The organism is Streptomyces sp. NPDC056580 (assembly GCF_042793175.1).
In the GTDB taxonomy this organism is placed as follows: domain Bacteria; phylum Actinomycetota; class Actinomycetes; order Streptomycetales; family Streptomycetaceae; genus Streptomyces.
The window spans coordinates 177,424-201,406 of record NZ_JBHTVE010000006.1; the positions used below are offsets into that span (position 1 = coordinate 177,424).

General features: G+C 70.3%; 19 protein-coding genes and 3 pseudogenes. 15 read left to right on the forward strand and 7 right to left on the reverse strand.

Going from position 1 to position 23,983, the window contains the following annotated elements:
- The first annotated feature begins 483 nt into the window (after positions 1-483).
- The 10 genes and pseudogenes from ACFQ9Z_RS14590 (at position 484) to ACFQ9Z_RS14635 (ending at position 10,529) form a co-directional block, all read left to right on the forward strand.
- On the forward strand, positions 484-2,568 hold the full coding sequence (locus ACFQ9Z_RS14590) for a hypothetical protein (protein WP_383016287.1): 2,085 nt from the start codon (positions 484-486) through the stop codon (positions 2,566-2,568).
- Between the two features lie 39 nt (positions 2,569-2,607).
- Positions 2,608-3,033 (forward strand): phage tail protein, encoded by a 426-nt coding sequence (locus tag ACFQ9Z_RS14595; protein ID WP_366913364.1) that lies wholly within the window; start codon positions 2,608-2,610, stop codon positions 3,031-3,033.
- 74 nt (positions 3,034-3,107) lie between these two features.
- Positions 3,108-3,830 (forward strand): LysM peptidoglycan-binding domain-containing protein, encoded by a 723-nt coding sequence (locus ACFQ9Z_RS14600; RefSeq protein WP_020938514.1) that lies wholly within the window; start codon positions 3,108-3,110, stop codon positions 3,828-3,830.
- Positions 3,827-5,680: a VgrG-related protein gene (locus ACFQ9Z_RS14605; RefSeq protein WP_383016291.1), complete on the forward strand. Its 1,854-nt coding sequence runs from the start codon at positions 3,827-3,829 to the stop codon at positions 5,678-5,680. Before ACFQ9Z_RS14600 ends, ACFQ9Z_RS14605 begins: the two co-directional genes overlap by 4 nt.
- A gap of 33 nt (positions 5,681-5,713) precedes the next feature.
- Positions 5,714-6,031, forward strand: a complete 318-nt coding sequence (locus ACFQ9Z_RS14610) for a PAAR domain-containing protein (protein WP_383016295.1) — start codon at positions 5,714-5,716, stop codon at positions 6,029-6,031.
- Positions 6,031-6,453, forward strand: a complete 423-nt coding sequence (locus ACFQ9Z_RS14615; protein ID WP_020938511.1) for a GPW/gp25 family protein — start codon at positions 6,031-6,033, stop codon at positions 6,451-6,453. Before ACFQ9Z_RS14610 ends, ACFQ9Z_RS14615 begins: the two co-directional genes overlap by 1 nt.
- Positions 6,453-8,417: a putative baseplate assembly protein gene (locus ACFQ9Z_RS14620; protein ID WP_383016299.1), complete on the forward strand. Its 1,965-nt coding sequence runs from the start codon at positions 6,453-6,455 to the stop codon at positions 8,415-8,417. The genes ACFQ9Z_RS14615 and ACFQ9Z_RS14620 overlap by 1 nt, the downstream gene beginning before the upstream one ends.
- Positions 8,414-8,977: a phage tail protein gene (locus ACFQ9Z_RS14625; RefSeq protein WP_383016302.1), complete on the forward strand. Its 564-nt coding sequence runs from the start codon at positions 8,414-8,416 to the stop codon at positions 8,975-8,977. Before ACFQ9Z_RS14620 ends, ACFQ9Z_RS14625 begins: the two co-directional genes overlap by 4 nt.
- Before the next feature lie 4 nt (positions 8,978-8,981).
- Positions 8,982-9,044, forward strand: a pseudogene (locus ACFQ9Z_RS14630) (zinc ribbon domain-containing protein); the annotation flags it as partial.
- Positions 9,045-9,815: 771 nt separating this feature from the next.
- A complete protein-coding gene (locus ACFQ9Z_RS14635) occupies positions 9,816-10,529 on the forward strand; it encodes a zinc ribbon domain-containing protein (protein WP_383017154.1) in 714 nt (237 codons plus the stop codon).
- Between the two features lie 107 nt (positions 10,530-10,636).
- On the opposite strand, the gene ACFQ9Z_RS14640 is transcribed toward ACFQ9Z_RS14635, so the two are convergent.
- The gene (locus tag ACFQ9Z_RS14640) at positions 10,637-13,255 is read right to left on the reverse strand and encodes a DEAD/DEAH box helicase (RefSeq protein ID WP_383016305.1); all 2,619 of its coding nucleotides are present in this window, start codon (positions 13,253-13,255) and stop codon (positions 10,637-10,639) included.
- A 100-nt stretch (positions 13,256-13,355) separates the two neighbouring features.
- Here ACFQ9Z_RS14640 and ACFQ9Z_RS14645 point away from each other — a divergent pair, with 100 nt between their 5' ends.
- The gene (locus ACFQ9Z_RS14645; RefSeq protein WP_383016308.1) at positions 13,356-16,376 is read left to right on the forward strand and encodes a DEAD/DEAH box helicase; all 3,021 of its coding nucleotides are present in this window, start codon (positions 13,356-13,358) and stop codon (positions 16,374-16,376) included.
- Positions 16,377-16,433: 57 nt separating this feature from the next.
- On the opposite strand, the gene ACFQ9Z_RS14650 is transcribed toward ACFQ9Z_RS14645, so the two are convergent.
- Positions 16,434-16,901 (reverse strand): SAM-dependent methyltransferase, encoded by a 468-nt coding sequence (locus ACFQ9Z_RS14650; protein WP_383016312.1) that lies wholly within the window; start codon positions 16,899-16,901, stop codon positions 16,434-16,436.
- 352 nt (positions 16,902-17,253) lie between these two features.
- Between ACFQ9Z_RS14650 and ACFQ9Z_RS14655 the strand changes: the two genes are divergently transcribed.
- On the forward strand, positions 17,254-17,571 hold the full coding sequence (locus tag ACFQ9Z_RS14655) for a hypothetical protein (protein ID WP_383016315.1): 318 nt from the start codon (positions 17,254-17,256) through the stop codon (positions 17,569-17,571).
- A gap of 156 nt (positions 17,572-17,727) precedes the next feature.
- Here the strand turns inward: ACFQ9Z_RS14655 and ACFQ9Z_RS14660 are convergent, their stop codons facing one another.
- Positions 17,728-18,405 (reverse strand): hypothetical protein, encoded by a 678-nt coding sequence (locus ACFQ9Z_RS14660; protein ID WP_383016318.1) that lies wholly within the window; start codon positions 18,403-18,405, stop codon positions 17,728-17,730.
- Between the two features lie 363 nt (positions 18,406-18,768).
- On the opposite strand from ACFQ9Z_RS14660, the gene ACFQ9Z_RS14665 reads away from it, so the two are divergent.
- Entirely contained in the window at positions 18,769-19,581 is an 813-nt protein-coding gene (locus ACFQ9Z_RS14665; RefSeq protein WP_383016321.1) for a transposase family protein, read from the forward strand.
- Positions 19,499-19,891 (forward strand): annotated as a pseudogene (locus tag ACFQ9Z_RS14670) (L,D-transpeptidase family protein); the annotation flags it as partial. The gene ACFQ9Z_RS14665 and the pseudogene ACFQ9Z_RS14670, both read left to right, overlap by 83 nt.
- Before the next feature lie 68 nt (positions 19,892-19,959).
- Here the strand turns inward: ACFQ9Z_RS14670 and ACFQ9Z_RS14675 are convergent.
- Positions 19,960-20,427 (reverse strand): annotated as a pseudogene (locus ACFQ9Z_RS14675) (TetR/AcrR family transcriptional regulator); the annotation flags it as partial.
- A gap of 101 nt (positions 20,428-20,528) precedes the next feature.
- Complete coding sequence (locus tag ACFQ9Z_RS14680) at positions 20,529-20,696, reverse strand: hypothetical protein (RefSeq protein WP_383016324.1); 168 nt, start codon at positions 20,694-20,696, stop codon at positions 20,529-20,531.
- Positions 20,697-20,920: 224 nt separating this feature from the next.
- Between ACFQ9Z_RS14680 and ACFQ9Z_RS14685 the strand changes: the two genes are divergently transcribed.
- Positions 20,921-22,150, forward strand: a complete 1,230-nt coding sequence (locus tag ACFQ9Z_RS14685) for a DUF4157 domain-containing protein (protein WP_383016327.1) — start codon at positions 20,921-20,923, stop codon at positions 22,148-22,150.
- 494 nt (positions 22,151-22,644) lie between these two features.
- Here ACFQ9Z_RS14685 and ACFQ9Z_RS14690 read toward each other — a convergent pair whose 3' ends face one another.
- Positions 22,645-23,262, reverse strand: a complete 618-nt coding sequence (locus tag ACFQ9Z_RS14690) for a TIGR03086 family metal-binding protein (RefSeq protein ID WP_383016331.1) — start codon at positions 23,260-23,262, stop codon at positions 22,645-22,647.
- A gap of 402 nt (positions 23,263-23,664) precedes the next feature.
- Positions 23,665-23,904, reverse strand: a complete 240-nt coding sequence (locus tag ACFQ9Z_RS14695) for a hypothetical protein (RefSeq protein ID WP_383016334.1) — start codon at positions 23,902-23,904, stop codon at positions 23,665-23,667.
- Positions 23,905-23,983 lie beyond the last annotated feature (79 nt).

A 23,983-nucleotide genomic window follows, 5' to 3' on the forward strand; every position in this document is an offset into this window, starting at 1 on the left:
CCGGAGGGGGCGGGTGGCGAGGCGGACGGTGCGTTGGATGCCGGGAGTCCGGCATCCGTCGCCCCACGGACTTCTCGTAGCAGTACTGGAGCGGCGGACGGAGGATCCGGGCGAAAGCCCGCGGTGGCGCGCTCGGGGGGCAGCAGTGCGGTGGCGAAGCGAAGTTCGGGCGACTCCCCACAGACCCGTGGCCTTACGTCCGCCGAATCCCCCGCCACGCTCTCCCCGTCTTCGCCGCCCGTCCAGCGTGCCGCGCTGCCGGGTGCCGATCCGGTCGTGACGCCCGCCGACCCGGACCATCGGACGTCGGCCGCTCCGGCGATTCCTCTGGTACGGCGTGTGTCGGTGCTCCCGGGCGCGGCCGCAGGCGGTGGAGCGACCCGGCGCGTGTCGCAAGCGCCGTCCGGTTCCGGGGGCCGTACGCCTTCCGGCCCGGCCGTCCGGGCCGTCCCGGTGGCACCTTCCCTGACTGTCGCCAGGCGCGTGTCCGGACCGGTACGCCGCGTCACCGCCCTGCGGCCCGCCACTCCGGCAGCCGGCAACGCCACCACCACCGCCGCCGTACAGCGCGCCGCCATGAGCGAGCCGAGCCGCGCGCCCCTCGGCGCCCCGACGCGCGAACTGCCCTCCGCAGTCGCCCCGTTGACGGAGGACGCTCCGGCGCCGCACACCGCGTCCGGCCCGGCGTTGCCTGTCGTCCAGCGTCAGGCGGAGGGCTCGGACGTGGTCGGTGCGCAGGAGACGGAGCCGGCTGCCTCCGGCGGCGCCCGGGTGCGCGGTGGTCTGGGTGCGCCGCTGTCCGCGCTGCCGCCGAGTGCCGAGCTGCCCGGCGCCACCGCCCTCGGTTCAGGCACCTCGCCCGGTCCGACGCTGCCCGTCGTCCAGCGCCAGGCGGACGACGTGGCCGACACGCCGCGCCTGCACGACAGCGGCGCGCAGAATGCCCCGGACGGCGCCCGCGTGCGCGGCGGCCTGGGCGCTCCGCTGTCCGCGCTGCCGCCCAGCGCCGAGCTGCCCGGCTCCACCGCCCCCACTTCAAGCACCGTCCCCGGCGCGGCGATGCCCGTTGTCCAGCGCCACACGGACGACACGGTCGGCACCTCGCGCCCGCACGAATACGGCGGCGCCCAGGGAACGGCCCACCGCGCCCAGAACGGCGCCCGGGTGCGCGGCGGCCTGGGCGCTCCGCTGTCCGCGCTGCCGCCCAGCGCTGTGCCCGGCGCCACCGCATCCCGCGCTCCCGCTCCCGCCGTCCAGCGTGCTCAGGCGCAGCAGGACGGCACGTCCCACCCAACTCCGGTGTCGTCTGCAACAGTTGGCGACAGGACGCCCTCCACCGCCGGAGCGGACGCGCCGCTGCTGGGGGCGGGCGACGTAGTCCAGCGCCGTCCCGCGGACGACTCCTTTGCCGGGGGCGCCGCGTCGCCGGGCGTCGCGGACCACGGGAGCGGGTCCGCAACGCCGTTGGCGATGCCGTCCGCAGCAGCACCCGCGGCTGCCGTAACCCCGGATAGCCCGGCAGGAGACGTACGACTGCCCGGTACGAGGTCCGGCGGTCAGGCCTCGTCCGGCGGGCAGCGGCCCCGGGCCCCCGGTTCGCCGAGCCCGGTCGTCGTCACCCGAGCCGTAGCGGGGGCGACCGGAGGCGCTCAGCCGCACAGTGCGCCGCCCCCGCTCACCGTCACCCGCTCCGGAGTGCCCTCCGGCCCGGCGGCACCCCGCACCCTCCAACTGCTCCCCGCCCGCCCGCTCACCCTGAGCACCCGGGCCACTGAGAGCGCGGCACCGCCCGTCGCCGCCCGTTCCGGCGGCCGTCCCGTGGTGGCGGCGCGCTGGCCGGACGTACCGGCTGCCCCGCAGGCTGACCCCGGGCGTCCGACGCCAGGGCCCTCCCCGGTCGCCCCGGCGACCCCGCAGGCCCAGCGGGCCGTGGCCGCGCCGCCCGCCGGACGGGAGAACTCGGGCGTACGAAGCGCCAACTCGGCAGGTCCGGCAGGTTTCCCCAGCCCCGTCCAGCGTGTCCCGGTCGTCCGGCCCGCACCGCCGGGTCAGGGGCCCGTCGGCTCGGCCCCCGCCGTCCCGGCCCGATCCCTGCCCGTCACCGCCCCGCAGGCGCCGCCGCTCGCGGGCCGCCCGGCGAACGCCCCGGCATCGGCTCAGCCCGACCCCGTGGTTCTTCCGGTGACCGGCGGGAGCGGCCGGACGGCGACCCCCGTTCAGCGCGACAGCACCGACACCACCGGCGCCGGCCTGCTCTTGGGGGCGACGACAAAGGCGGAGCGGGACCGGGCCCGCGAACGTTCGCGACCGGCCGCCACGCCGTCCGCCGCCGGCCTGCTCATGGGCGACACGGCGAAGGAAGTCCCGGCGCACGGCCGTTCGCGCTCGTCCTCCACCTCATCCGCCTCCGGCAAGAGCGCAGAGCAGCGTGCCGAGGCGCCGAAGGACCCCGGTCCCGACCTGGACGACCTCGCGCGGCGCCTGCTCGACCCGATGGCCCGGCTGCTCCGCACCGAGCTGCGGCGCGGCCGGGAACGCACGGGCCGCCCCTACGACGGACGCCGCTGAGGGCGTGGAACGTGAGCGCACGGAACGGATGACGGACGCATGACCGACAACATCTTCGCCACGAGCGTGTTCTTCAAGCTCGCCATCGGCGGCAACGACCTGGGCGCCTTCCACACCTGCTCCGGCATGGGCGCCGAGGTCGAGATGGAGAGCTACGCAGAGGGCGGCAACAACGGGTTCACCTGGCAACTGCCCGGCCGCGTGACCTGGTCGAACATCACGCTGAGCCGGCCGGTCACCGCCGATACGGCGAAGATCGCCCGCTGGCTCGACGAGACGCTGAAGCGGGTGACGCCCAAGGACGGCGAGATCGTGGCGCTGAAACCGGACCTGACCCGGATCGTCAGCTGGCAGGTGTCCGGGATCGTTCCGGTGCGCTGGCAGGGACCCTCCTTCGACCCCGCCAACTCCGAGGCGGCGGTGGAGACCCTGGAGATCGCCCACCAGGGGCTGCGCCCGTCCTGACCCACCGTCACGCCCCGCTTCCCACCCGCCGCCCCTGAGACTTACCCCTACGCCCCCGGAAAGGAGGTCCCGACATGTGTGCAGCGCTCCGCTCCAGTCGGACCAGGGCCCAGCTGACCCTGAAGGAGCCACCGACCTCCGTCGGCGCGAAGCCCGGCGGGACGATCACGCAGCTCAACCTCCAGTTCAACCCCTCCACACTGCAGTTGAGCAAGACCACCGAGTGGCGGCGCACCCCGTCCCGGATGGCGGGGGAGTCCGCGCTGCCCGAGTTCGTCGGCAGCGGCCCGCGCACGCTGAGCCTTGAGGTGTTCCTGGACGCCACCGCCACCCACGACAACTCCGTGGAGAAGGCGGTGGAGAAGCTGATGAAGGGGTGCGTGCCGACCAAGGCCAGCCTGGGCCGCAAGAAACCGGCCAGCCCCTGGGTGCGGTTCGAATGGGGGACCGCCCGGACGACCTCCTTCGACGGGGTGCTCTCCAGCCTGTCGGTGTCGTACACGCTGTTCGACGTGGACGGAAAGCCGCTGCGGGCCACCTGCTCGCTGTCCATCGAGGAGGCGAGTGTCGATCCGCCGGGCCAGAACCCGACGTCCGGCGCGCGCACCGCCCGCAGCACGCACATCGTCGTGGCGGGCGACAGCCTGGCCCTGCTGGCCTGGCGGGAGTACGGCGACGCGACGGCCTGGCGGGCCATCGCGGAGGCGAACGACATCGACGACCCCATGGCGCTCGAACCCGGCACCGAACTGGTGGTGCCGGGGCTCAGCGACGCGGGCGCTGAGGAGGAGCGGTGACCACACCCGAGGCACGGGGTGGCCGGTCGTTCGCGGCGGACCCCGTCGTGGAGACGCCCGGCGAACTTCCGCCGATCTGGGCCGCCCAGCTGGTGAGCTGCGTGGTCGACGAGAACGTGGGCCTGCCCGACGCGGCGGTGCTCACCTTCCGCGACCCCGACCACGAGTTCCTGCAGTCGACCGGCATCACCATCGGCACCCCGCTCAAGGTGTCGGTGGTCACCGTGTCCGGGCAGGCGCGCGAGCGGCTGTTCAACGGCGAGGTGACCGGCATGGAGGTCGACCGGGACAGCACCGGCTCGTTCACCGTGGTGCGCGCCTACTCCAAGGCGCACCGCCTGCAGCGGGGCCGGAAGGTGGTGGCGTACCGGAACATGACGGCGTCGGCGATCGTCCGCAAGGTCGCCGCCGGGGCCGGGCTGACCTGCGGGACCGTGGAGGCCGCGCCGGTCACCTACAAGCAGCTCTCGCAGGCGAACGTGTCCGACTGGGACTTCCTGCAGTTCCTGGCGGGCGAGAGCGGCGCGCAGGTGCGCGTCGACGACAAGGGCGTGCTGCAGTTCACCAAGCCCGAGAAGGCGTCCGGCGCGCCCGCGCCCTCGACCCCGGCAACGCGGAACCCGATGGTGCTGGAGTACGGGCGGAACCTGCTGGCGCTGCGGGCCTCCCTGTCGGCCGCGGACGGGGCCTCGCAGGTGGAGGTGCGCGGCTGGGACGTCACCACCAAGAAGCCGCTGGTGGCCCGCAAGCCGTCGGTGAACAGTGACACGGTGGTGCCGGGGCTGAGCCCGGCGCTCGCCGCCCGGTTCGGCACGTCGTCGAAGCTGACCGTCACGGACACCCCGTACCGCACCCAGGCCGAGACGACCGCGGTCGCCGACGCCGTGGCCGATCAGGTCAGCGCGGAGTTCGGCGAGTTGGAGGTGCTGGCCGAGGGCAACCCCCGGCTGCGGGCGGGCAAGCCCGTGGCGCTCGGCAACGTCGGGCAGGCGTTCTCCGGCAAGTACACGGCGACGGCGGTGCAGCACGTCCTGGAGCCGCACGGCGGATACCGGACGACGGTGTGGGTCAGCGCCAGCCCGGACCGCTCCCTGACGGGCCTGGTGACCGGTGCCAACGCGCCGGGCCGCGGCCCGCGCATGCCGGGTCTGGCGATCGGCGTGGTGACGGACGTACGCGAGCAGGGCGGCGCTCAGAACGGCGGGGTGCGGCTGAAGTTCCCCTGGCTGGACGACACCTACGTCACCGACTGGGTGCGCACCGTGCAGTGGGGCGGCAAGGGCGGCGGGGGAGTGGTGAGCCCCGAGGTCAACGACGAGGTCCTGGTGGGCTTCGAACAGGGCCTGCTGGACAGCCCGTACGTCATCGGCGGCCTCTACAACGGCGTGGACAAGCCGTCGCCGCACGACACCCCGCTGATCGACAAGACCACCGGGAAGGTCAACCGCCGCTCCATTGTGTCGCGTTCGGGGCACCGGGTCGAGTTGCTGGACGCGAGGGCTCCGGGCAGGTCGGGTGTCCGGCTCAGGTCCGCCGACGAGCGCCTCGAAGTGTTCCTCGACAACCGGCGCGACCGGATCGAGCTGACGGTGTACGCCGCGAAGGGCGGTACAAGACCCCTCTCCTCCGTCGTGCTCGACAAGGACGGCATCACCCTGGACGCACGGCAGGGCGACGTGAGCGTGTCGGGCCGGAACGTGGACATCAACGGCAGGGTCGGAGTGAAGATCGGCGGCCGCACCGTGGACATCGACGGCAGCCAGCACGTGAACATCAAGGGCCGCACCGGCGTCACCGTCGACGGTGGTCTGCTCGGCGTCCTCAAGGCCAAGCTCATCCGGATCAACTGACCTCAGTCCCCTACCTGCCGCAAGGAGCACCGCATGCCAGCCGCAGCCCGTACCGGTGACCCCACCAACCACGGTGGTGTGATCGCCACCCCGCCGCCCGGCGCGGCCCTGAAGGTGGCGACCGTGCTGATCGGCGGCCGCCCCGCCGCGGTCGTGGGCAGCGTGCACACCTGCGCCATGCCCCCGCACCTGGCCCTGGGGCCGGGCAACGTGATCATGCCCAACCCGGCCGCTGTCACCGCGGGCGTGGTCCTCATCGGCGGGCTGCCGGCCGCACGCGCACGCGACCAGACGTCGTGCGGCGCGCAGATCGTGACCGGCGCCATGAACGTCCTGATCGGGGGCGTGTGATGAGCGAGCGGTTCATCGGACGGGGCTGGGGCTTCCCGCTGCGGGTCGGGCCGACCGGCGGCATCGGCATGGTCGAGCGGGAACAGGAGATCGAGGAGGCGATCCGCCTCGTGCTCGGCACGGCACCCGGCGAACGCCCGATGCGCCCCGAGTTCGGCTGCGGCATCCACGACTACGTCTTCGCCCCCGGCGACGGCGCCACCGCCGGACGTATCGCCCAGCAGGTGCGCGAGGCCCTGGAGCGGTGGGAGCCGCGCATCGCGGTGGACGACGTGGTGGTCGCCTTCGACGCGATCGAGGACGGCACCCTCTACATCGACGTGCACTACACCCTGCGTTCCACCAACGACCGGCGCAACCTGGTCTTTCCCTTCTACACGATCCCCTCCGAGGAGGGGGCCGAGGAATTGGTCGCCGACTGATGGCCCTGCCCTCCCCCAACCTGGACGACCGCCGGTTCCAGCAACTCGTCGACGAGGCGAAGCGGTACGTGCAGCAGCGCGCCCCGGAGTGGACCGACCACAACGTCTCCGACCCGGGCGTCACCCTGATCGAGACGTTCGCCTATCTCGTGGACCAGCTGCTGTACCGGCTGAACCGGGTCCCGGACAAGAACTACACCGCGTTCCTCGACCTGCTGGACATCCGGCTGTTCCCGCCGGCCGCGGCCGGCGCCGAGGTCGACTTCTGGCTGTCGGCGCCGCAGCCCGACACAGTGGTGCTGCCCGCGGGCACCGAGGTAACGACCGTGCGCGGCGAGAGCGACGAACCCGTGGTGTTCGCGACCACGGACGAACTGCACATCGTGCCCAGCGAGTTGACACGTCTGGTGACCGCGCCCCGGACCGGCGAGCAGACCGACCGGACCAGGGAGATCAACGAGGGCAGCGACGTGCCCTGCTTCCAGGCGGCACCGGAGCCGGGCGACGCGCTGCTGTTCGGCCTGCCGACGGCGGTGCCGCGCTGCGTCGTCGCGGTGCACCTGGACAGCCGCGTCGAGGGCGTCGGCGTGGACCCGCGCCAGCCCCCGCTGGTGTGGGAGGCGTGGGACGGCGGCGGCTGGCGGGTGTGCGAGACCGGCGAGGACACCACCGGCGGCCTGAACCGGCCGGGCGAGGTCATCGTCTACGTACCGGCCGGGCACACGGCGTCGGTGATCGGCGGCACCCGGGCCGGCTGGCTGCGCTGCCGCGTCACCGAGGCGGAACCGGGCCAGCCGTTCTACTCGGAGTCCCCGACGGTGCGCGAGGCGGCGGTGTTCACCGTGGGCGGCACCATGTCCGTCGAACACGCCGAGACCGTGACCGACGTACTGCTCGGCACCTCGGAGGGGGTCGCCGGGCAGACGTTCCGGCTCGGCCGCCCGCCGGTCCTCCTCGACGGAGAGCCCCCCGTGGTGGAGGTGTCCTCGGCCGAAGGCTGGCAACGCTGGGAGGTCGTCGAGCACTTCGGCCGCTCCGGGCCCGACGACCGGCACGTCCGCGTGGACGCCACCAACGGCGAGTTCGGCTTCCCGCCGGTGCTGCGCGAGCCCGACGGCACGCTGCGGCAGTGCGGCGCCGTACCGCCCAAGGGCACCCAGATCCGGGTGGCCCGCTACCGCACCGGTGGCGGCCCGGCGGGCAACGTCGCGCGCGGCGCGATCTCCGTGCTGCTCAGCTCCGTTCCGTACATTGCCCAGGTCACCAACCGGGAGGCGGCGCGCGGCGGCGTCGCCGGCGAGACCCTCGCCAACGCCAAGCTGCGGGCTCCGGACGCTCTGCGGATGCAGGAGCGCGCGGTGACCGCCGAGGACTACGAGGTCATCAGCCGGCAGGCGGCGCCCTCGGTGCGCCGGGTCCGCTGTCTGCCCGCCGCGGAGGGCGGCGCGGGTGCGGTACGGGTCCTGGTGGTGCCGGACGCGGCCGCCGACGAGGGCGACGACCGGCTCCGTTTCGAGCAGCTGATCCCCTCCGACCAGGTGCTCCAGGCGATCACCGCGAGCCTCGACGAGCGACGCCTGATCGGCACCCGCCTCGTCGTCGAGCCGCCGGTCTACCAGGGCGTCACCGTCGTGGCCCGGCTCGCGGCGCCACCGGGCGACACCGACAGAGTGCGCGACGCGGCGCTCGCCGCACTGTTCCGCCATCTCAACCCGCTGCACGGCGGACCGGACGGCACCGGATGGCCGTTCGGGCGGCCGGTGCAGTACGGGGAGGTGTTCGGTGTGCTGCAACGCGCCACCGGCAACGCGCTGATCGAGGAGATCCGGCTTTTCCCCGCCGACCCGATCACCGGGCGGCGCGGCGCTTCGGTGGACCGCGTCGACGTGGCCGCGGGCGCGCTGGTCTTCTCCCACCAGCACCAGGTGGTCGTCACGGCCGTCGAGCCGGAGGCGGGGGGATGAGCCGGGCCGCCGTACCCGACCTGCCGAGCCGCCACCCGATCGGCGGGCAACTGCCCGCCCTGTACGCCGACGACGACTTCGCGCAGCGCTTCACCGCCGGCCTCGACACCGTCCTCGCCCCGGTGTTCGCGACCCTCGACAACCTGCCCGCCTACCTCGATCCCCGGGTCACCCCGACGGACTTCCTGGCCTGGCTGGCGTCCTGGGTGGGCGCCGACGACGATCCGCAGTGGCCCGTGGAACTGCGCCGCGAGGCGGTCGTCCGCGCGGTGGAGCTGCACCGGTGGCGCGGCACCAGGCGCGGCCTGGTCGAAGCCCTGCACCTCGCGCTCGGCGTGCACGCCGAGGTTACCGACGACGGCGGCGCGTGGTGGTCGAACACCGCCGGAGCCGACCTGCCGCCCGAGCCCCCCGGCGAGCCCCTGGTCCGGGTGTGGCCGGACCGCGAGGCGCAGGTGGACGTGCACCGCGTCCGCGAGATCGTCCGGGCCATGTGTCCGGTGCACACCGTCTGCCGGGTGGAGGTCCTGCCCGGCCCACCCTCCGACGAAGGGAGGTGACGCCATGCGCGCATGTCCCGCCTGCGGGGCGTCCAACAGTCCCGGGGACGACTTCTGCGGCAACTGCGGCGCGTACCTGGGCTGGTCGGACGATCCGCCGGCCGCGAGGACGCCAACGGCCACGTCGCCGGAACCGGAGCGGTCGGAACCGGCCCCGAGCACACCCTCGCAGCCCCCGGCCGCCCCGGATCCCGCCCCGGCCCCCGCATCGCCTACGGCGGACGCGTCCACGTCCGCCGCACCTCCCCGCACCTCGTCATTGCGCAGCCGACTGACCGGCCGGACCCGTAGCGAGTCCAGCGGGCCGAGCGCGGCGCAGGCTCCTGCCTCACATTCCGGCGCCGACGAGGGTCCGGATGCCCGGCCCGGCCAGGACGACACGACGAGCCCTCCGCCCCAGGCCGGACCCGCCGACGCCCGCACCGAGCCCTCCATCCCCGAACACCGCCCGGCGAGCGGCGACGAGGAGACCCCCGGGACCGCCGAGACCCCCCGCACCGACGAAGCCCGAGAAGCTCCCCCCACCACGCCACCCGTGCCGTCGAGGCCCGCGCCCACGGCGGCACCCGTGTCCGCCCGCTCACGAACGGCCGACGGGTCCGCAACTGCCGTACGTCGTAGGGGAGATGAGCCCGCTCCCGACGTATCCGTTGCACCACCACGACCCCTGCAGGCCCGGGGCGCACCCCCGCACCGCCCCACCGCACCCCCTCCGAGCACCCGGGAAGCGACAGGCCCCCGGCCCCCGGCCGCCCCCGAGGCACCGGCGCCGGAGCCCATCGTGGCGGTACAGCCCGCGAAGCCGCAGGCTCCACGCCCCGTAGTACGACCCGCAGCGGTGACGGAGGAAGTGGAGGGGAGGCCCTGTCCCTTCTGCGGCACGCCCAACCAGCCGGACCGCCGGTTCTGCCGGCGCTGTGCGGCCCCGCTGAAGCCCACCGCGAAGGCCGACCCGCTGCCGTGGTGGCGGACCGTGTGGCCGTTCCGCCGCCGGGTGCGGGCGAGTTCTGGCCGGGGCGTGCGGCTCCTGGTGATCCTCGCCGTGGTGCTGGCTCTGTGCGCGGGCGCCGTCCTGCTGCTGCCGGCCGGACGCGCCCTCTTCGAGGACACCCGGGACAAGCTGTCCGACCCCAAGCCCGTGACCCCGGCACGCACCAGGGCGAGCGCCGAGGTCCCCGGGCACCCGGCGAAGAACACCACGGACGGGCTGGCCAACCGCTACTGGGGCGCGCCCGCGCCGGGCGCCTCGGTGACGTACACCTTCGACAAGCCGTTCCGGATGGTCGACCTGCTCATCACCAACGGCGCATCCAAGGCACCGGAGGAGTACGCCCGCGAGGGACGCGCACTGCAGATCGACCTTGAGGTGACGGCGCAGGACGGCGAGCGGTACGACAAGCAGCTGACCCTCAGCGACAAGCCGGGCTCGCAGCCGTTCCCCACCGGAATCAGCGACGTGAAGACGGTACGCCTGGTCCTGCGCTCGGCCACCGGCCTGGCACCGGGCCGCCATCTGGCTCTGGCGGAGGTGGAGTTCTTCCAGCGGTCCTGATCGAGGTTCTCCAGGGTGAGGCCGGCGGCGGCCATGCGGTCGTAAGCGTGCTGGAGTACAAGTGCGCTTGGGTACGCCGACTGCAGTCGCTCCGTGTCTCGTGACCGTCAGCCGCCCGCGAGTAGACGCTCGCGCTCGGCTGCCACGATCTCCCGTGCCAGCTCAGCGTCCGTGATATCGAACGCTTCCGGGGCGCTGTCGGCGGTCTCGGAGACGCGGGCGAACTCCGCGAAGAGTTGGTTTTTGCGTGCCAGAATCTCGATGATGCGTTGGTCGACGCCTTCCTCCGAGAGCAGGCGGTGTACTTGTACCGACTCCAGCTGCCCCATCCTGTGGGCCCGGCCGATGGCTTGCCATTCGGTCGTCGGCTTGAGCTGGGGCTCGCAGATCACGACGACGGATGCCGACTGAATATTCAGACCGACGCCCCCTGCCACGATCTGTGCGATGAGGACTGCACCGTGGCGGGCCTGGGAGAACTCGTCGACCATGCTCTGTCGCTTCGCGGCGGGAACGGCGCCCGTAAGGGGCCCGAACACCTTCCCCGGAAGGACCGACGCCACTTCATCGAGGACGTCACGGAAGTACGAGAAGACCAGCACCTTGCGCTCGTTGTCCTCTGCCTCCTGGACGATGTCGATGAGGCGCTGCATCTTCTCGGACTTGGTACCGGCGCGTAGCGCGGCCTGGCGCATGGCCATGAAGTTGCCCTCGACGACAGCCGCTCGGTAGTGCTGCTCGTCGGCGCTGGACATCGGCATCCACTCGTCGATGTCGAACCGCTCCGGGAGCTCGGTGAGGACGTCTTCCTGGTTGCGCCGCAGGTAGGCCGGTGCCACCTGCTTGCGGAACTGACGAGGAGCGATCTCCGATGCGCTGATCGACAGGTCTGGTCGCAGGTAGCCGACGAGATTGTGGAATTCCTCGATCCGATTCTCCAGCGGTGTGCCGGTGAGGAGGACCGCTCGATCCGAACGTTGGATCAGGGCCGTGGAGCGGCGGGTTCGCTGAGCGTGCGGATTCTTGATGTAGTGCGCTTCGTCGAACACCAGGCATGCGGGTTCGGCGCGTTCGGGAAGCCGCCCTTCCAGCCAGCCGAGGATGTCGTAGGTGGTGACTGCGACTCCACCGTTGCGGATCCAGGACTTCAGTGCGTCATCGCGACTGGGCCCGTGCAGGCGGTACGCGCGCAGATCGGACTTGGCCTGGATTTCGCGCACCCAGTTGGTCACGACGGAGGCTGGGCATACGACCAGGAAGTGGGAGGAGCCCTTGGCGCGCAAGTGGGCGAGCACGGCGAGTGATTCGACCGTCTTTCCCAGGCCCATCTCGTCACCGATGATGACCTTCCGTTGCACGATCGCGAAGCGGGCACCGAATGACTGGTATCCGCGCAGGGACGCCTTCAGATGGCTGGTGTCGAGCTTGAGTTCCCTGACCGCCTTGACGATCTCGGCCGGCAGGTCGCCTTGGCTCTTCTCGGCGTCGTCGGCCAGGAATCCGAGTTCCGCGAGCATCGCGTAGTAGTCGGCCGGTCGGGAGCTGAAATCCTCCCAAGGGTCACCGCCCGCGACGTCGTCTCCACCGTTGAGCACCGCTCCGCGGCGCTCGACGGCCGCCAGCGCGTTTCGCAAGTCGGCGACGGTCCGGGCCTGGGGGAGGAGAACTACGTGGGAGGTCTTGGGATCAAGACTCTGGAGGAGTGGTCGTACCGCGTCGGCGGCGGCGAGGTCCGCCGTCGCGCTGCGGATCGAGCGTGCCGCGTCCCAGGCCCGCATTGTGGTGAGGAGCTTGGTGGTGGCGTGGGATCGGTTCTTGATGTCGATTCGGACTGGCATCTCGTCCAGCGTGGTCTGCCAGATGGTCTGCGCGGCGCCGACCATCCGGTTGCCCGTCGTCTGACCGACTCCGGGGAGCGATCGGATCCGTGACTTCTGGTCGAGGACCTGTTGCACGTTCCTGATTCCAGCGGCGGTCAGTGCCGTGATGCGCAGTTGGCCGCTGGTTGCGTCCTTCAGCCGCTCGACGGGCATTTCGGCGACCAGCTTGCGTACTTCGGACTGTCGGACGGCGTTGCCGGCGGCGTGGACTGCTGTTCTGAATTCGTTCTCGCGCCGCAGGGCCCGGTCGATCGCGCTGATCGAGGTCTTGGCGGCGTTCAGCTCGTGCCGCGCGACGAGCTCGGCTCGGGCGCCGAGGCGGTGGGCGAAGCCGACCGTGTCATCGAGGATGGCCGGGAGCCCGATTGTGGGGGTGCTTTTTCTGTCCCGGGCTGCCAGGCTTTCCAGCTCGGTGACGAGCCGGGTGTTCGCAGCCCGCTCGTGCAGGGATATGAGGTAGGCCGCAGCCTGCCCTGCTTCGTCCTTGCGGCTTTTGCCCGAGAAGATCCGGCGGGCGCCGAACAGCGTCCGGACGGACGTCAGCGCTGGACCGACGTCGTTGGTCAACTGGTGGAGGCCCTGCTGGGCATTCGTGGTCAGCGCCGGAAGAGCCTGACGGGCGGCCAGGGCGGTCACCAGGCCGACATCGGAGGGCGAGACCTGGAGCACGCGCCATGCGGTGGTCCCGGTCCCGAGAGGTTCCACTCGGCCGAGGAACTGCCTGGTGGCGTCTTCCGCCGCCGCCTCGACGAGCTCACGCTTCTTGACGATGCCGGCCGCGAGCCTGTGCCACCCGCTGACTTCGTCCACCACACCACGCAGGTGCTGACGTTCTTCTCGCTCCATTGCCCCCGCCGACTTGTGTGACTTCTGCGAAGATTAGCGACCCCGGTTGACAAAGTCGACGGGACCGGAAGCCGCCAGAACGTCTGAGTGGCGTTCGCAGGTGGCCGACCAGGAGGTTCTGTACGTGTTGCTCGAGGAGCTCAAACCGGGTCTGCGGATCGACGGACTCATGCCGGCGGAGGTCGTCACTCTCATCGCCGCGCAGTGGCACGGTGCGAACGCGGTCGAGCTGACCTACAAGACCGCCGCGGGCGGCCTCGACCAGCGGGTCGTCTTCCGGAAGGACGAGGACAAGCTGAGCGTCGCCCACAGCGGTAGCCGTCCCTTCGACGCGAACGCGGATGACTTCAAGCTGGTCGCCGAGGCTCAGCGGATCTCACTGGCCGGTCTGTTCGACCCGATGCTCGCCGTGGCGACCAGTGACGTTCAGCCGCTCCCGCACCAGATCCGTGCCGTGTACGGCGAGCTCATCCCCCGTACACCGCTGCGCTTCCTGCTCGCCGACGATCCGGGCGCAGGAAAGACAATCATGGCTGGGCTCTACATCAAGGAGCTTCTGCTGCGCGATGACGTCAAGCGGTGCCTCATCGTGGCTCCCGGAGGCCTGGTCGATCAGTGGCAGGACGAGCTCTTCTTCAAGTTCGGTCTCCGCTTCGACCTGCTCACGAACCAGCTCGTCGACTCCCGGCTCAACCTCAACGTCTTCGACACGAACCCGCTTCTGATCGCCCGCATGGACCAGCTCTCTCGTAACGAGCACCTGAAGGCGCAGCTCCAGGAGACGGAGTGGGACCTGATCGTCGTCGACGAGGCGCACCGGATGGGTGCCCACTATTTCGGTGGCAAGGTGGAGAAGACCAAACGGTTCCAGCTCGGCGAGATGCTCGGCGAGCTCACTCGCCACCTGCTCCTGATGACAGCGACCCCGCACTCGGGAAAGGAGGAGGACTTCCAGCTCTTCCTCACCCTGCTGGACCGTGACCGGTTCGAGGGCCGGCAGAAGAGAAGCGTCGACGTCAGCGGGATCATGCGGCGCATGATCAAGGAAGACCTGCTCACCTTCGAGGGCAGGAAGCTCTTCCCCGAGCGCATCGCGGAGACCGTTCCCTACACACTCACGGCACTTGAGTACGACCTTTACGAGGACGTCACCCACTATGTCCGCGAGGGGATGAACCGTGCCGACCGCATCGGTGGCAAACGCAAGAACACGGTCGGCTTCGCGCTCACCGTTCTGCAGCGCCGCCTGGCCTCCAGCCCCGAGGCGATCTACAAGAGCCTCGTGCGGCGTACCGAGCGCCTGGAGCGCAAGAAGCAGGAGATCCTCAACGGCTCCTGGCGCGAGAGCATGCCCACCATCGACCTCGCCGATTTCGACAATGACGCCTTCAATGCCGAAGAGATCGAGGAGGCCGAGGAGGAACTGCTCGATGCTGCGACGGCGGCGCAGACGGTCGAGGAGCTCAACGCCGAACTCACCGAACTGAGGACGTTGGTGAAGACGGCGCAGCGGGTCCGAGAGGCAGGGACGGACCGCAAGTGGACCGAGCTGTCCGCCCTCCTCAGGGATCACGCACTGGTGACAGACGCCGATGGCCGGCCTCGAAAATTGATCATTTTCACCGAGCATCGCGACACCCTCCACTATCTGCAGGGCAAGATCGGGTCGCTCCTCGGCAAGCCTCATGCTGTCAAGGCCATTCACGGCGGCGTCCGCCGACCCGAACGGCGCCAGATCACCGAGGAGTTCACCAAGAACCGCGACGTTCAGATCCTGCTGGCCACCGACGCCGCCGGCGAAGGACTCAACCTGCAGGCCGCACACCTGATGGTCAACTACGACCTGCCCTGGAACCCCAACCGCATCGAGCAGCGCTTCGGCCGCATCCACCGCATCGGCCAGGAGGAGGTCTGCCGACTCTGGAACCTCGTCGCCTCCAACACCCGCGAGGGCGAGGTCTTCACGCGTCTGCTGGAGAAGCTTGACCAGATGCGCGAGACGTACGGCGGGAAGGTCTTCGACGTTCTCGGGGAGGCGTTCGCCGAGACCCCGCTGCGAGATCTGCTGCTCGATGCCATCCAGTACGGAGAGCAGCCAGATGTCAGGCACAGGATGTACGACGTCATCGACAGCACCGTCGGAGACGGCCTCAAAGGCCTCCTGGACGAGCGTGCGCTCGCTTCGGAGCACCTCTCGGATGCCGATCTTCGCGCCCTGCGCGCGGCGATGGACGAAGCCCGCGCCCGACGTCTCCAGCCGCACTGCATCGAATCGACCTTCAAGGACGCCTTCACCCGGCTCGGTGGCCGGATCGTCAAGCGCGAACAGGGGCGATACGAGATAGCCAGCGTGCCCCAGCACGTCCGCTCCGCAGGCAACGGACCGATTGCCACCAAGTACGACCGCGTCACCTTCGATCTCAGCCACGTCCAGCCTGACGACCGCGCCCGCGCCGACCTGCTCGCCCCCGGCCACCCACTGCACGACGCCGTCATGGAGGAAGCCATCCGGAACCTCGGGGGCGCCCTCAACCAGGGCACCGTCCTCGTCTCGCCCACCGTCGAAGAACCACACCTCCTCGTCGGGGTTGTCGAAGAGGTCGCGGACGCCACCGGCGAGTCGGTGGCCCGACGATTCGCCTACGCCTACGTCGACCGCCACGGCACCGTGCACCCGGCGGGCCCCGCGCCCTATCTCGACTGCACCGCGGCGACTGAGGGCGCGGCGACCGACGTCACATGCGGACTTTCCTGGCTCGCAGACGCCGAAGACAAGGCAACCAGCTGGATCATCGCCAACCGGCTCCCCGAGTATCTGGCCGAGGTCCAGCCGCGACGCCTGGCAGAGTTGATCAAGACCCGGGAACTGGTGACCAAGCGCCTGACCTCCGAGCGTGAGCGGCTGCTCCTCGACGCTGCGGTGGCCTCGGAGAAGGAACGGAGGGGCGAGAAGCCCAAAGAGTCCTCCGAGAGCCTCCACCGCAAGGCTGTCGAGCTCGATGTACGGCTTCGAAAGCGTCTCGCGCTGCTCGACCAGCAGCAGCTGATGTCGACGAAGCCGCCACAGATCCTCACCGCGGCGCTTGTACTGAGCGCTTCCGATCTACCCTCCCGCGGGTGAGATCGCTCTCGCGTGCCCGCGGCGACCGGCGGCTCGGCTGCCGCTTGATCGCAACCGTTAGGACTCGGCCCAGTACTCTCTGAGCATCTCACCGGGCCAGGCCGGTTCGCGGACCTTGCCTTGAGGCCCCATCTCCTGGAAGTAGGGGCCGAGATCGTAGATGGGAGTCCCGTCGACCGCGTCCAAATCGGTGACATGGAGGTCGAGGCCGTCGACCTTGAGGAGCCTGGGGAAGCTGGTGGCGAGTTGGTTCGGGCGTCGGTGGTTGCGATGTGCGAACGTGCCGGATGGTTCCCAGCGGGGGTTGTTCCGGGGGCTGCGTGCGTGCAGAGCAACGTCAGTCGGGGACGCCTGGCTGAAGTGCCAGGTGACGATCAGGTGGGAGAACTTATCCAGTCCCTTGACGACTTCGAGGGGGAACTTCGGGTCAAGGCGGATGATGCACTCGACGCCGCCCCAGTTGTCGTCCGAGACTTCCGTTCGTCCACCGACAACGGTGCCGATGGGCTCGATCTGCAGAGTCATGGTCCCCTCCTCGTCCCTCTGCCGAACGTGATCAATCTACGGTGCGCGGGTAGTCAGCTGCCCTGGTTTCCAGTTCGACAGCGGCTGGGATGCCGCGCCGCCGGTACGGCGAGAGAAAGGAGCGCATCTCCACGACGCGCTGCCGAGCTCGGCCGGAGTAGACGCCTTCCTCCATAGCGTCGAGGGCTTTGGACCAGGTTGCACACGCCTCTTCCACATTGCCCGTAGCAATCTGTGTTGCCCCGAGGTATCCGAGCGTCAGGCGTGCGTCCTTTTGAATGCAGGTCCGCGAGTGCAGACGCTGCGGTCAAATTGCCTGATTGCCCCCTTATGGTCATTGAGGTCGCGCAAGGTGCACGCCGTCTCATGGGCCAGTGACGCCTCGCCGAAGAAGAAGGTTCTGGCGGGGCTCCTCGATGCCGTCATGGGCACTGCGAAGGTCGTCTTCGGCCTGAAGCAGCGTCTTCATCGCCTTCTTGTCCTGCCCAGTTGCAGCGAGACAGCGGGAATGGACAACGCCGAGCAGTGCCCGCTCTCGTGGCGTCGCGGACTGATATCCGAAGATGGCGGCGTCGTCGCCCACCGGTACTACAAGCGCGTGTCCGGTGGCGCACAGACCGGCGGCCCGAACAAGCTGTCTGCCGTGGCTTCCTCCTTGTCTTGTCACTGAGTCTTTTCCAACCTCATCCCTCTACTGCTCATCGGCCCGCTGACGACTGAACCGATCTGTAGCGGGGTCGTGACCAGCAGATCCGCAGTCTGTCCCGGCGGCCCAGACGCTTCGCCGAGGATGGTCAGCGGCGCTGACAGCCGGGTTAGCAGGGGCTTAGCCCTCCGGCAGCTCCCATGAGGCGAACCAGTGGGGGAACGGGCCGGCGGAGGGCGGGAAGGCGAACGGCGGGGTGCGGTCGGTGAGCAGGCGCAGCACGAACTCGCCGGTGCCGCAGTCGAAGCGCTGCCACTCACCGTCCAGGTACTGCACCAGAACCGGCCAGTCGTCGGGATCGGCCGGTCCGGTCAGCCAGTGGAAGGTCAGCTCCTGCTCGGAGGTCCCCCATATGAGCACGCCGCCGGGCGCGGGGTGGACCGGGTATGGCCGGTACAAGTCGGCGTACCGCGCCATGTCCTGGCCCCAGGAGACTAGATCCGTGCCCAGCGCACCCGGCACCAGCAGGTCCAGGTACTCGTCGAAGCTGCCCGCGCCGAAGGCGTCGACGATGTCCTTGTAGTCACCGGGCAGCGCGGTGCCCAGCGCTGCCTCCGTCGCGGCCCAGTCGACGCCGCACCGATCGGGCTCCGTCCGCCCGGTGGCCTCCCGCAGCAACGCCACCCACCCGACCCCGGGCGGGCGGGTGAACGCGCGCCGGGCGAGGATCACGACGCGGCGCGGGCCATCGGCGGTGGCCGTCACGCCGTATCCGAACCAGTGCTCGGCCAGCACCCACCCGCGCAGCTCCAGCAGCCCACCCTCCCCGCCGATGGGGAGCCCACCCTCCCCGCCCACCGGAGGACCGTCGGGCACCCCTGCTGCCCTACCCCCGACGACCCAGGCACGTACCGGCCGACCCGCCCCGTCAACCACGTCCGCAGCGACGCGCTCCAGCTCGGCCAGATCCTCCGCGTCACTGAGCACACAGACATGCCCTGCCCCATGAATGGGCAGCGGGCAGTGCAATTCGGGCGCGCGCCAGGCGTCGTTCAGACGGGCGCGCAGAGCTGAGGCGTCCACGCGGCCAAGTGAACAGCACGGCACTGACATTGAGCCTTTTCAAGCTGCATCAGCAGTACGCCGTTGGGCTGACAACAGGATGATGCCCCTGGTAGGTGGGTTTTCAACCAAGATCACCAGTCTCTCAGGAGCTTCCGCGTGCTTGTCTACCCGTCCGGTATCGACCTGTCCAGCCGCTCTCTGCAGCCCCTATCCGGTCTCCTCGCAGGCCACCGTCGACGGATCGGCTCCCGCTGGCGCCGCCTGACCTGTGGCCGGCAGGCCGTGCTCGTCCTGGCCCACCCGCGATGCGGCGACACCTACGCCCGCCTCGCAGCAGGTTTCCGCGTCGGAATCGCGACGGTCCACCGGTACATACGCGAGGCCGTGGATCTCCTGGCCGCTCTCGCGCCCACGCTGGAACAGGTCATAACGACGGTGCGGAAGAAGGCGTACGTGATTCTCGACGGCACCGTACTGCCGATCGACCGCATCGCCGCCGACCGCCCGTACTACTCGGGGAAGAAGAAGCACCACGGGATGAACGTGCAGGTCCTCGCGGATCCAGCCGGCCGCCTGATCTGGGCCTCGGACGCGCTACCCGGAGCCGTGCACGGTCTGACCGTGGCCCGGGCCCACGGCACACCCGCCGCTCTCGCCGCTGACGACGTCAAGTGCTGGGCTGACAGGGCGTATCAGGGCGCAGGCCCTGCTGTCCGCGTCCCGTTCCGGGGCAAGAACCTGCGCGGCTGGCGTCGTCGTCACAACCGCGATCAGGGCCAAGGGAGCCTCCGGCTGGAAGGCGCAGTTCAGCACCAGTGCCGGGCGGGTCGGGTCGAACGGCGTGACGAGCGGGGCGACCCGGCGGCAGAGCACGTACACCACGCCGTCCGGGACCTACACCATCACCGAGGGGTTCGGCGTCCAGGCGGGTGGCACGAGCATGCCGTACCACGTGGTCGGGTCCGATGACTGGTGGGTGGAGGACCCGCAGTCGAAGTACTACAACTCGATGCACGGCGAGGCGGGCGCCGACTTCCCGCTCACGGAGTCCGGGGACCAGGGCAGCGAGCACCTGGTCAACTACCCGACCCAGTACGCCAAGGCCCTCGTCATCAACTTCAACCGGTGGCCGGCCACCCCGGGCCGGGGCGCGGGGATCTTCCTGCACGTCAACGGATCGGGGGCGACGGCCGGCTGCGTGTCGGTGCCGCGCGCCACGATGGACGGCATCATGTCCTGGATCCGCCCCGGCGCCCACCCGCGCATCGCCATCGGCTGACGCGGGCCGGGCCACCGGAGTCAGGTCACCGAGGACCTTCAGGGCCCTCAGGCCCCGGGGCGCACCGCTTACGTGAGGACCTGCTCGACCAGCAGGTCCTCGATGTCGTCGAGGAGGGCGAGCACCTCCCGCGAGACGTCGCGCGGATCGCGCCCCCTGACCATCTCGCGGCCGATGACCGCCATGACCGTACTGTGCGTCCAAGCGATCTGGCCGGCCATCAGATGCGGCAGGTCGTCGTCGTCCGCGGCGCCGGTCTCCTCGCGCAGCTCCCGCTCCAGGGTGGACTGGACCTCCTGGCCGATGCCCCACAGCCGGGAGCGCAGGGGGGCCTCCTCGATGACCCTCATGAACACCGCGTATCCGGGGATGAAGCCCACCCGCGGGGACACGGCCTCGACCTCCTCGCGCAGTTCGCGCAGCACCGCGGCGACCGCCGACTCGCCGGCCGGGCGGCCGCGCACCCAGCGGGCGAGTCGGTCGACCATGCCGGCGGGGCGGTCGAAGAACAGGTCCTCCTTGGCGGGGAAGTAGTTCTTCTTCCCCTGAACGTCCCGCCGCCGATGCCGTCGAGGCCCGCGCCATCACCGAGGAAGTACGCGCCGCGCTTGGGCATCATCCTGGCCCGTAAGGTCCGTCAGGCGGCGGTCAACGCCTTACCCACGACCCCACGGCGCTGCTCGGCAACGGCGCGCGCGTGGTGTTTCGGCCAGCGCCGGGCTCGGGTCACCCCCTGGTCGAGAGCGGTCCGCTCGGTGGGCTCCAGCTCGGTGGTGCGGAGGAAGTCGGCGACCTTGCCGGGCACGGAGAGTGCCCGCGTTGTGCACTCGCGGCCCTGCTCCGCCGCAACGGTGCCTGGTAGGCGTGGCCATGGACATCCGCGTGGCGCGGGTGCCGCGGCGAAGGGAAGGGCTTGTGCACGAGCGCACGAAGGACCCACGGAACGACACGACGTCGCGCACGGCGCCCGGCCGCCGGACCGCTGCCCGGCCGTCCGCCACGGATCAGAAGTTCCGGGCGAACGCACCGATGACTCCGGAGACGGCTCTGTTCCTCCAGACCACGGTCGGCAACGCGGCGGTCGCCCGGATGATCCAGCAACAGCGGCACGCCCACCGCCCCCCTGGCGGCGGACGGGATGCCGCGACCGGCACGGAGGCCGAGGCCGCACCGGTGCAGCGCTCCGCCGTGCACGACGTCCTGCGCTCCCCGGGCCGGCCGCTGGCCGAACCGGTGCGCACCGAGATGGAAACGCGCCTGGGGGAGGACTTCCGTGCCGTGCGCGTCCACGACGACGCCCCGGCCGCCCGGTCTGCGGCCGAGATCGGCGCCCGCGCCTACACCTCGGGCGACCACGTTGTGCTCGGCCGCGGCGGCTCGGACGACCACACCCTCGCTCACGAACTGACTCACGTGATCCAGCAGCGGCGGGGCCCGGTGGCCGGCACCGAGATCGGATCGGGGCTCCGGGTATCGAGCCCCTCCGACCGCTTCGAGCGCGAGGCCGAGGCGAACGCCACCGAGGCCCTGCGCCGCCCGCTGCCCGCGCCGGTGGCCCGGCCCTTCCCGGGGTCCGGCCCGGTGTCGCTCGGGGGCTCCCGGACGGAGGACCACTCGCGGGTGCCGATTCAGCGTGCTCACACGGCGACCACCGTTGCTGCACCGGTCGCGACGCAGGCCGCCTTCACGCCCCTGGCGGGGGACGATCTGGAAGGCGAGTGCGGCGGCTTCGAACGCAGGCGGGCGTTGAGCGTCAACCCGCCTCAGCAGGGGGTGATCATCCAGGAGATCAACCGGGTCTTCGCCGTGGAACAGTGGGACGGGGCGGCGTGGTCCGCCCTGCCGAGCACGGACATCGACGCCTACGTCACGGCGAGGAACTCGACCGTGCACGCCACTGTCGGCCGCTATTGGGAGTTGTGGGAGGTCGACGCGCAGGGCAACGTCTCCGACGGCGCGGAGGACACCTTCGGCCTGCCCTCCATCATCCCGGGAAGGAAACGCAAGGACACCACGCGGGGGACCTACACGATCACGGGGGACGCGGTGTTCTACCCCACCACTGCGGCGCCGGACACTCTGGGATTCACCCGGGGCGGGGCCGCGCCCGCCGGGGGCCTGTACAGCACCTTGTCCGACCCGTCGGGGGCCATCGCGGCCAGCGGACTCACCGCCACCGGCCAGCCAGTGCGCTGCCGGGTCCACGTCTCGTGGGACAGTTCCGCGAGCGACAGGTACTCGGTGGTCACCATGACCTGAGCCGAGCGGGCGCTGGGCGATCGCCGACCGGGGCGGGGTCGGCCGCGCTGGTAACACTCGACCTCACCGAGGGCGATGAGGCATCCGGGCCCGGTTCCGGCCGCGTCGTGGATCACGGCCTCGGGGAACATCGGTACCGTGGCTGTCGTCAAGTCGGTGATCATCCCTCCGCGTCCAGCATCTCCGCGTGCCTACGCGATTACTCGACCAGTGCTTCCGAACCCGTCGCGGCTACGGCAGGCGTGGTGCGTGCCGCTGTGAAGGTTGCTGGTGTGTCGGCTGCTCCGGATTCGGCGTCCTGGAGCGTGCGAATCCAACCCTTAATAACTGAGCGATGTGGTTACGGATGGTCGCCTCATTGCGGAGCGCGGTCGTCGGGCCCACGGAGTTCGCATCGAGCCACTTCTGCGCGTGGCCGGGAAGGTTTACCAGGGATCTTGATCACATGGCGAGTACCGTCGGCCGCCCCTGAGGAGGCTCGTAACCACACGGGATTAGTGACCTCGTGCCGGCGTCCTCCCCATTCGGTGCAGCAGTCGCATTTGGGGGGAGGAGTTGTTAGCGAGCACGCCGTCGGGAGCGGCAAAGAACCGATGAGTTGTTTCTGCAGCGGTGGGCGTTTCCGGCAACCCTGCGTAGATCGCGTCAAGATTTTCTTCGATCCACGCCACGAGGCTGCCATCGAGGGCGTCGTCCAGGTTGACAGCCCGTGCGAGGTCCCAGGTGTGGACAGCGCTGTCCGTGACTCTCAGGGCAAGTGCCTGCTGGCCGGACACCGGGCCCAAGGGATAGTCCAGAACCCGCTGAAGAGCACCGGTCTCCCCGAACGCATGGGCACACTCGCGTACGGACAGGGCGTACGCGCCAACCGGATCCGTGCCCAGCGCGTCGGCGTCCCGCAGCCGCAGGAAAGCGGCGGCGCCACCGCCATGCAGCAGACTCACGTAGTTGAGGTTTCCGCGAGTCATGTGGTTGACCAACTCCCGCACGTTCCACTCGGCGCAGGGAGTTGGCCAGGTCCACTGCTCGGATCGCACTGCTCGCAGCTTCTGTTCGAACTCGGCGCTGGACCCGAGGAACCGATCGATGAGCCCCTCAAACACGTTGACCATGTGACCCAGCATGCTCGCTTCGGGCAGCCGGGTCCGGCGGGTATCGGACGTCAAGGTGGAGCTCTCGGTCCACCCGCCACCCCAGCGCCTACCAGGCATCGCCACCTGGAAACGGGGCCGTAAGCGAAGAGCCGGGTCTCTGACCTGCGGCCGTGCAATCGATCAATGCTGCGACCTGCGACTTAGCTGTCGGTGGTTGTCAGCGTTGATCGTCGTTGAGCACCCCCGCACGGCCCAGAGACGGCCCCGAGCGGGAGGGCTAAGACAAGGACGACTGGACGACTGTTGGCCACTTAGCGTGCCCGACGGGTCGGCACGGTCCCTGCGACTCTCCACGGCTACGCTGACGCGGGAACGCCCCGCAGCGCGTGGCTGCGGAGCGTTCCTAGCGCCTAGTGGCGTTTAGTCGACTGCCTGCCCGTTGCCCGTGCCGCCCCTGCAGGTCCCGGTGCCGGGGTTGGCCGGGTTGGGGGTCCAATCGACCGTTCCGCCGCCGTCGGTGCACTCACCCGGGGTGAGGGCATTGATGGCGCCCTGGCTTGGGGTGAGGTTGGCGGCGGTGGCGGTGGCGGCACCTGTGAGGCCGAGTCCGGCGAGGGCTGCCGTGGCGATGCCAGCGGCGAGGATACGTCGAATGCGCATTCGGTTCCCCTTTCACGGATTGCCTTGATTGGGGCACTAATCAGCTTGATGTTCATCCATGTGGGTGGCACGTCACGTT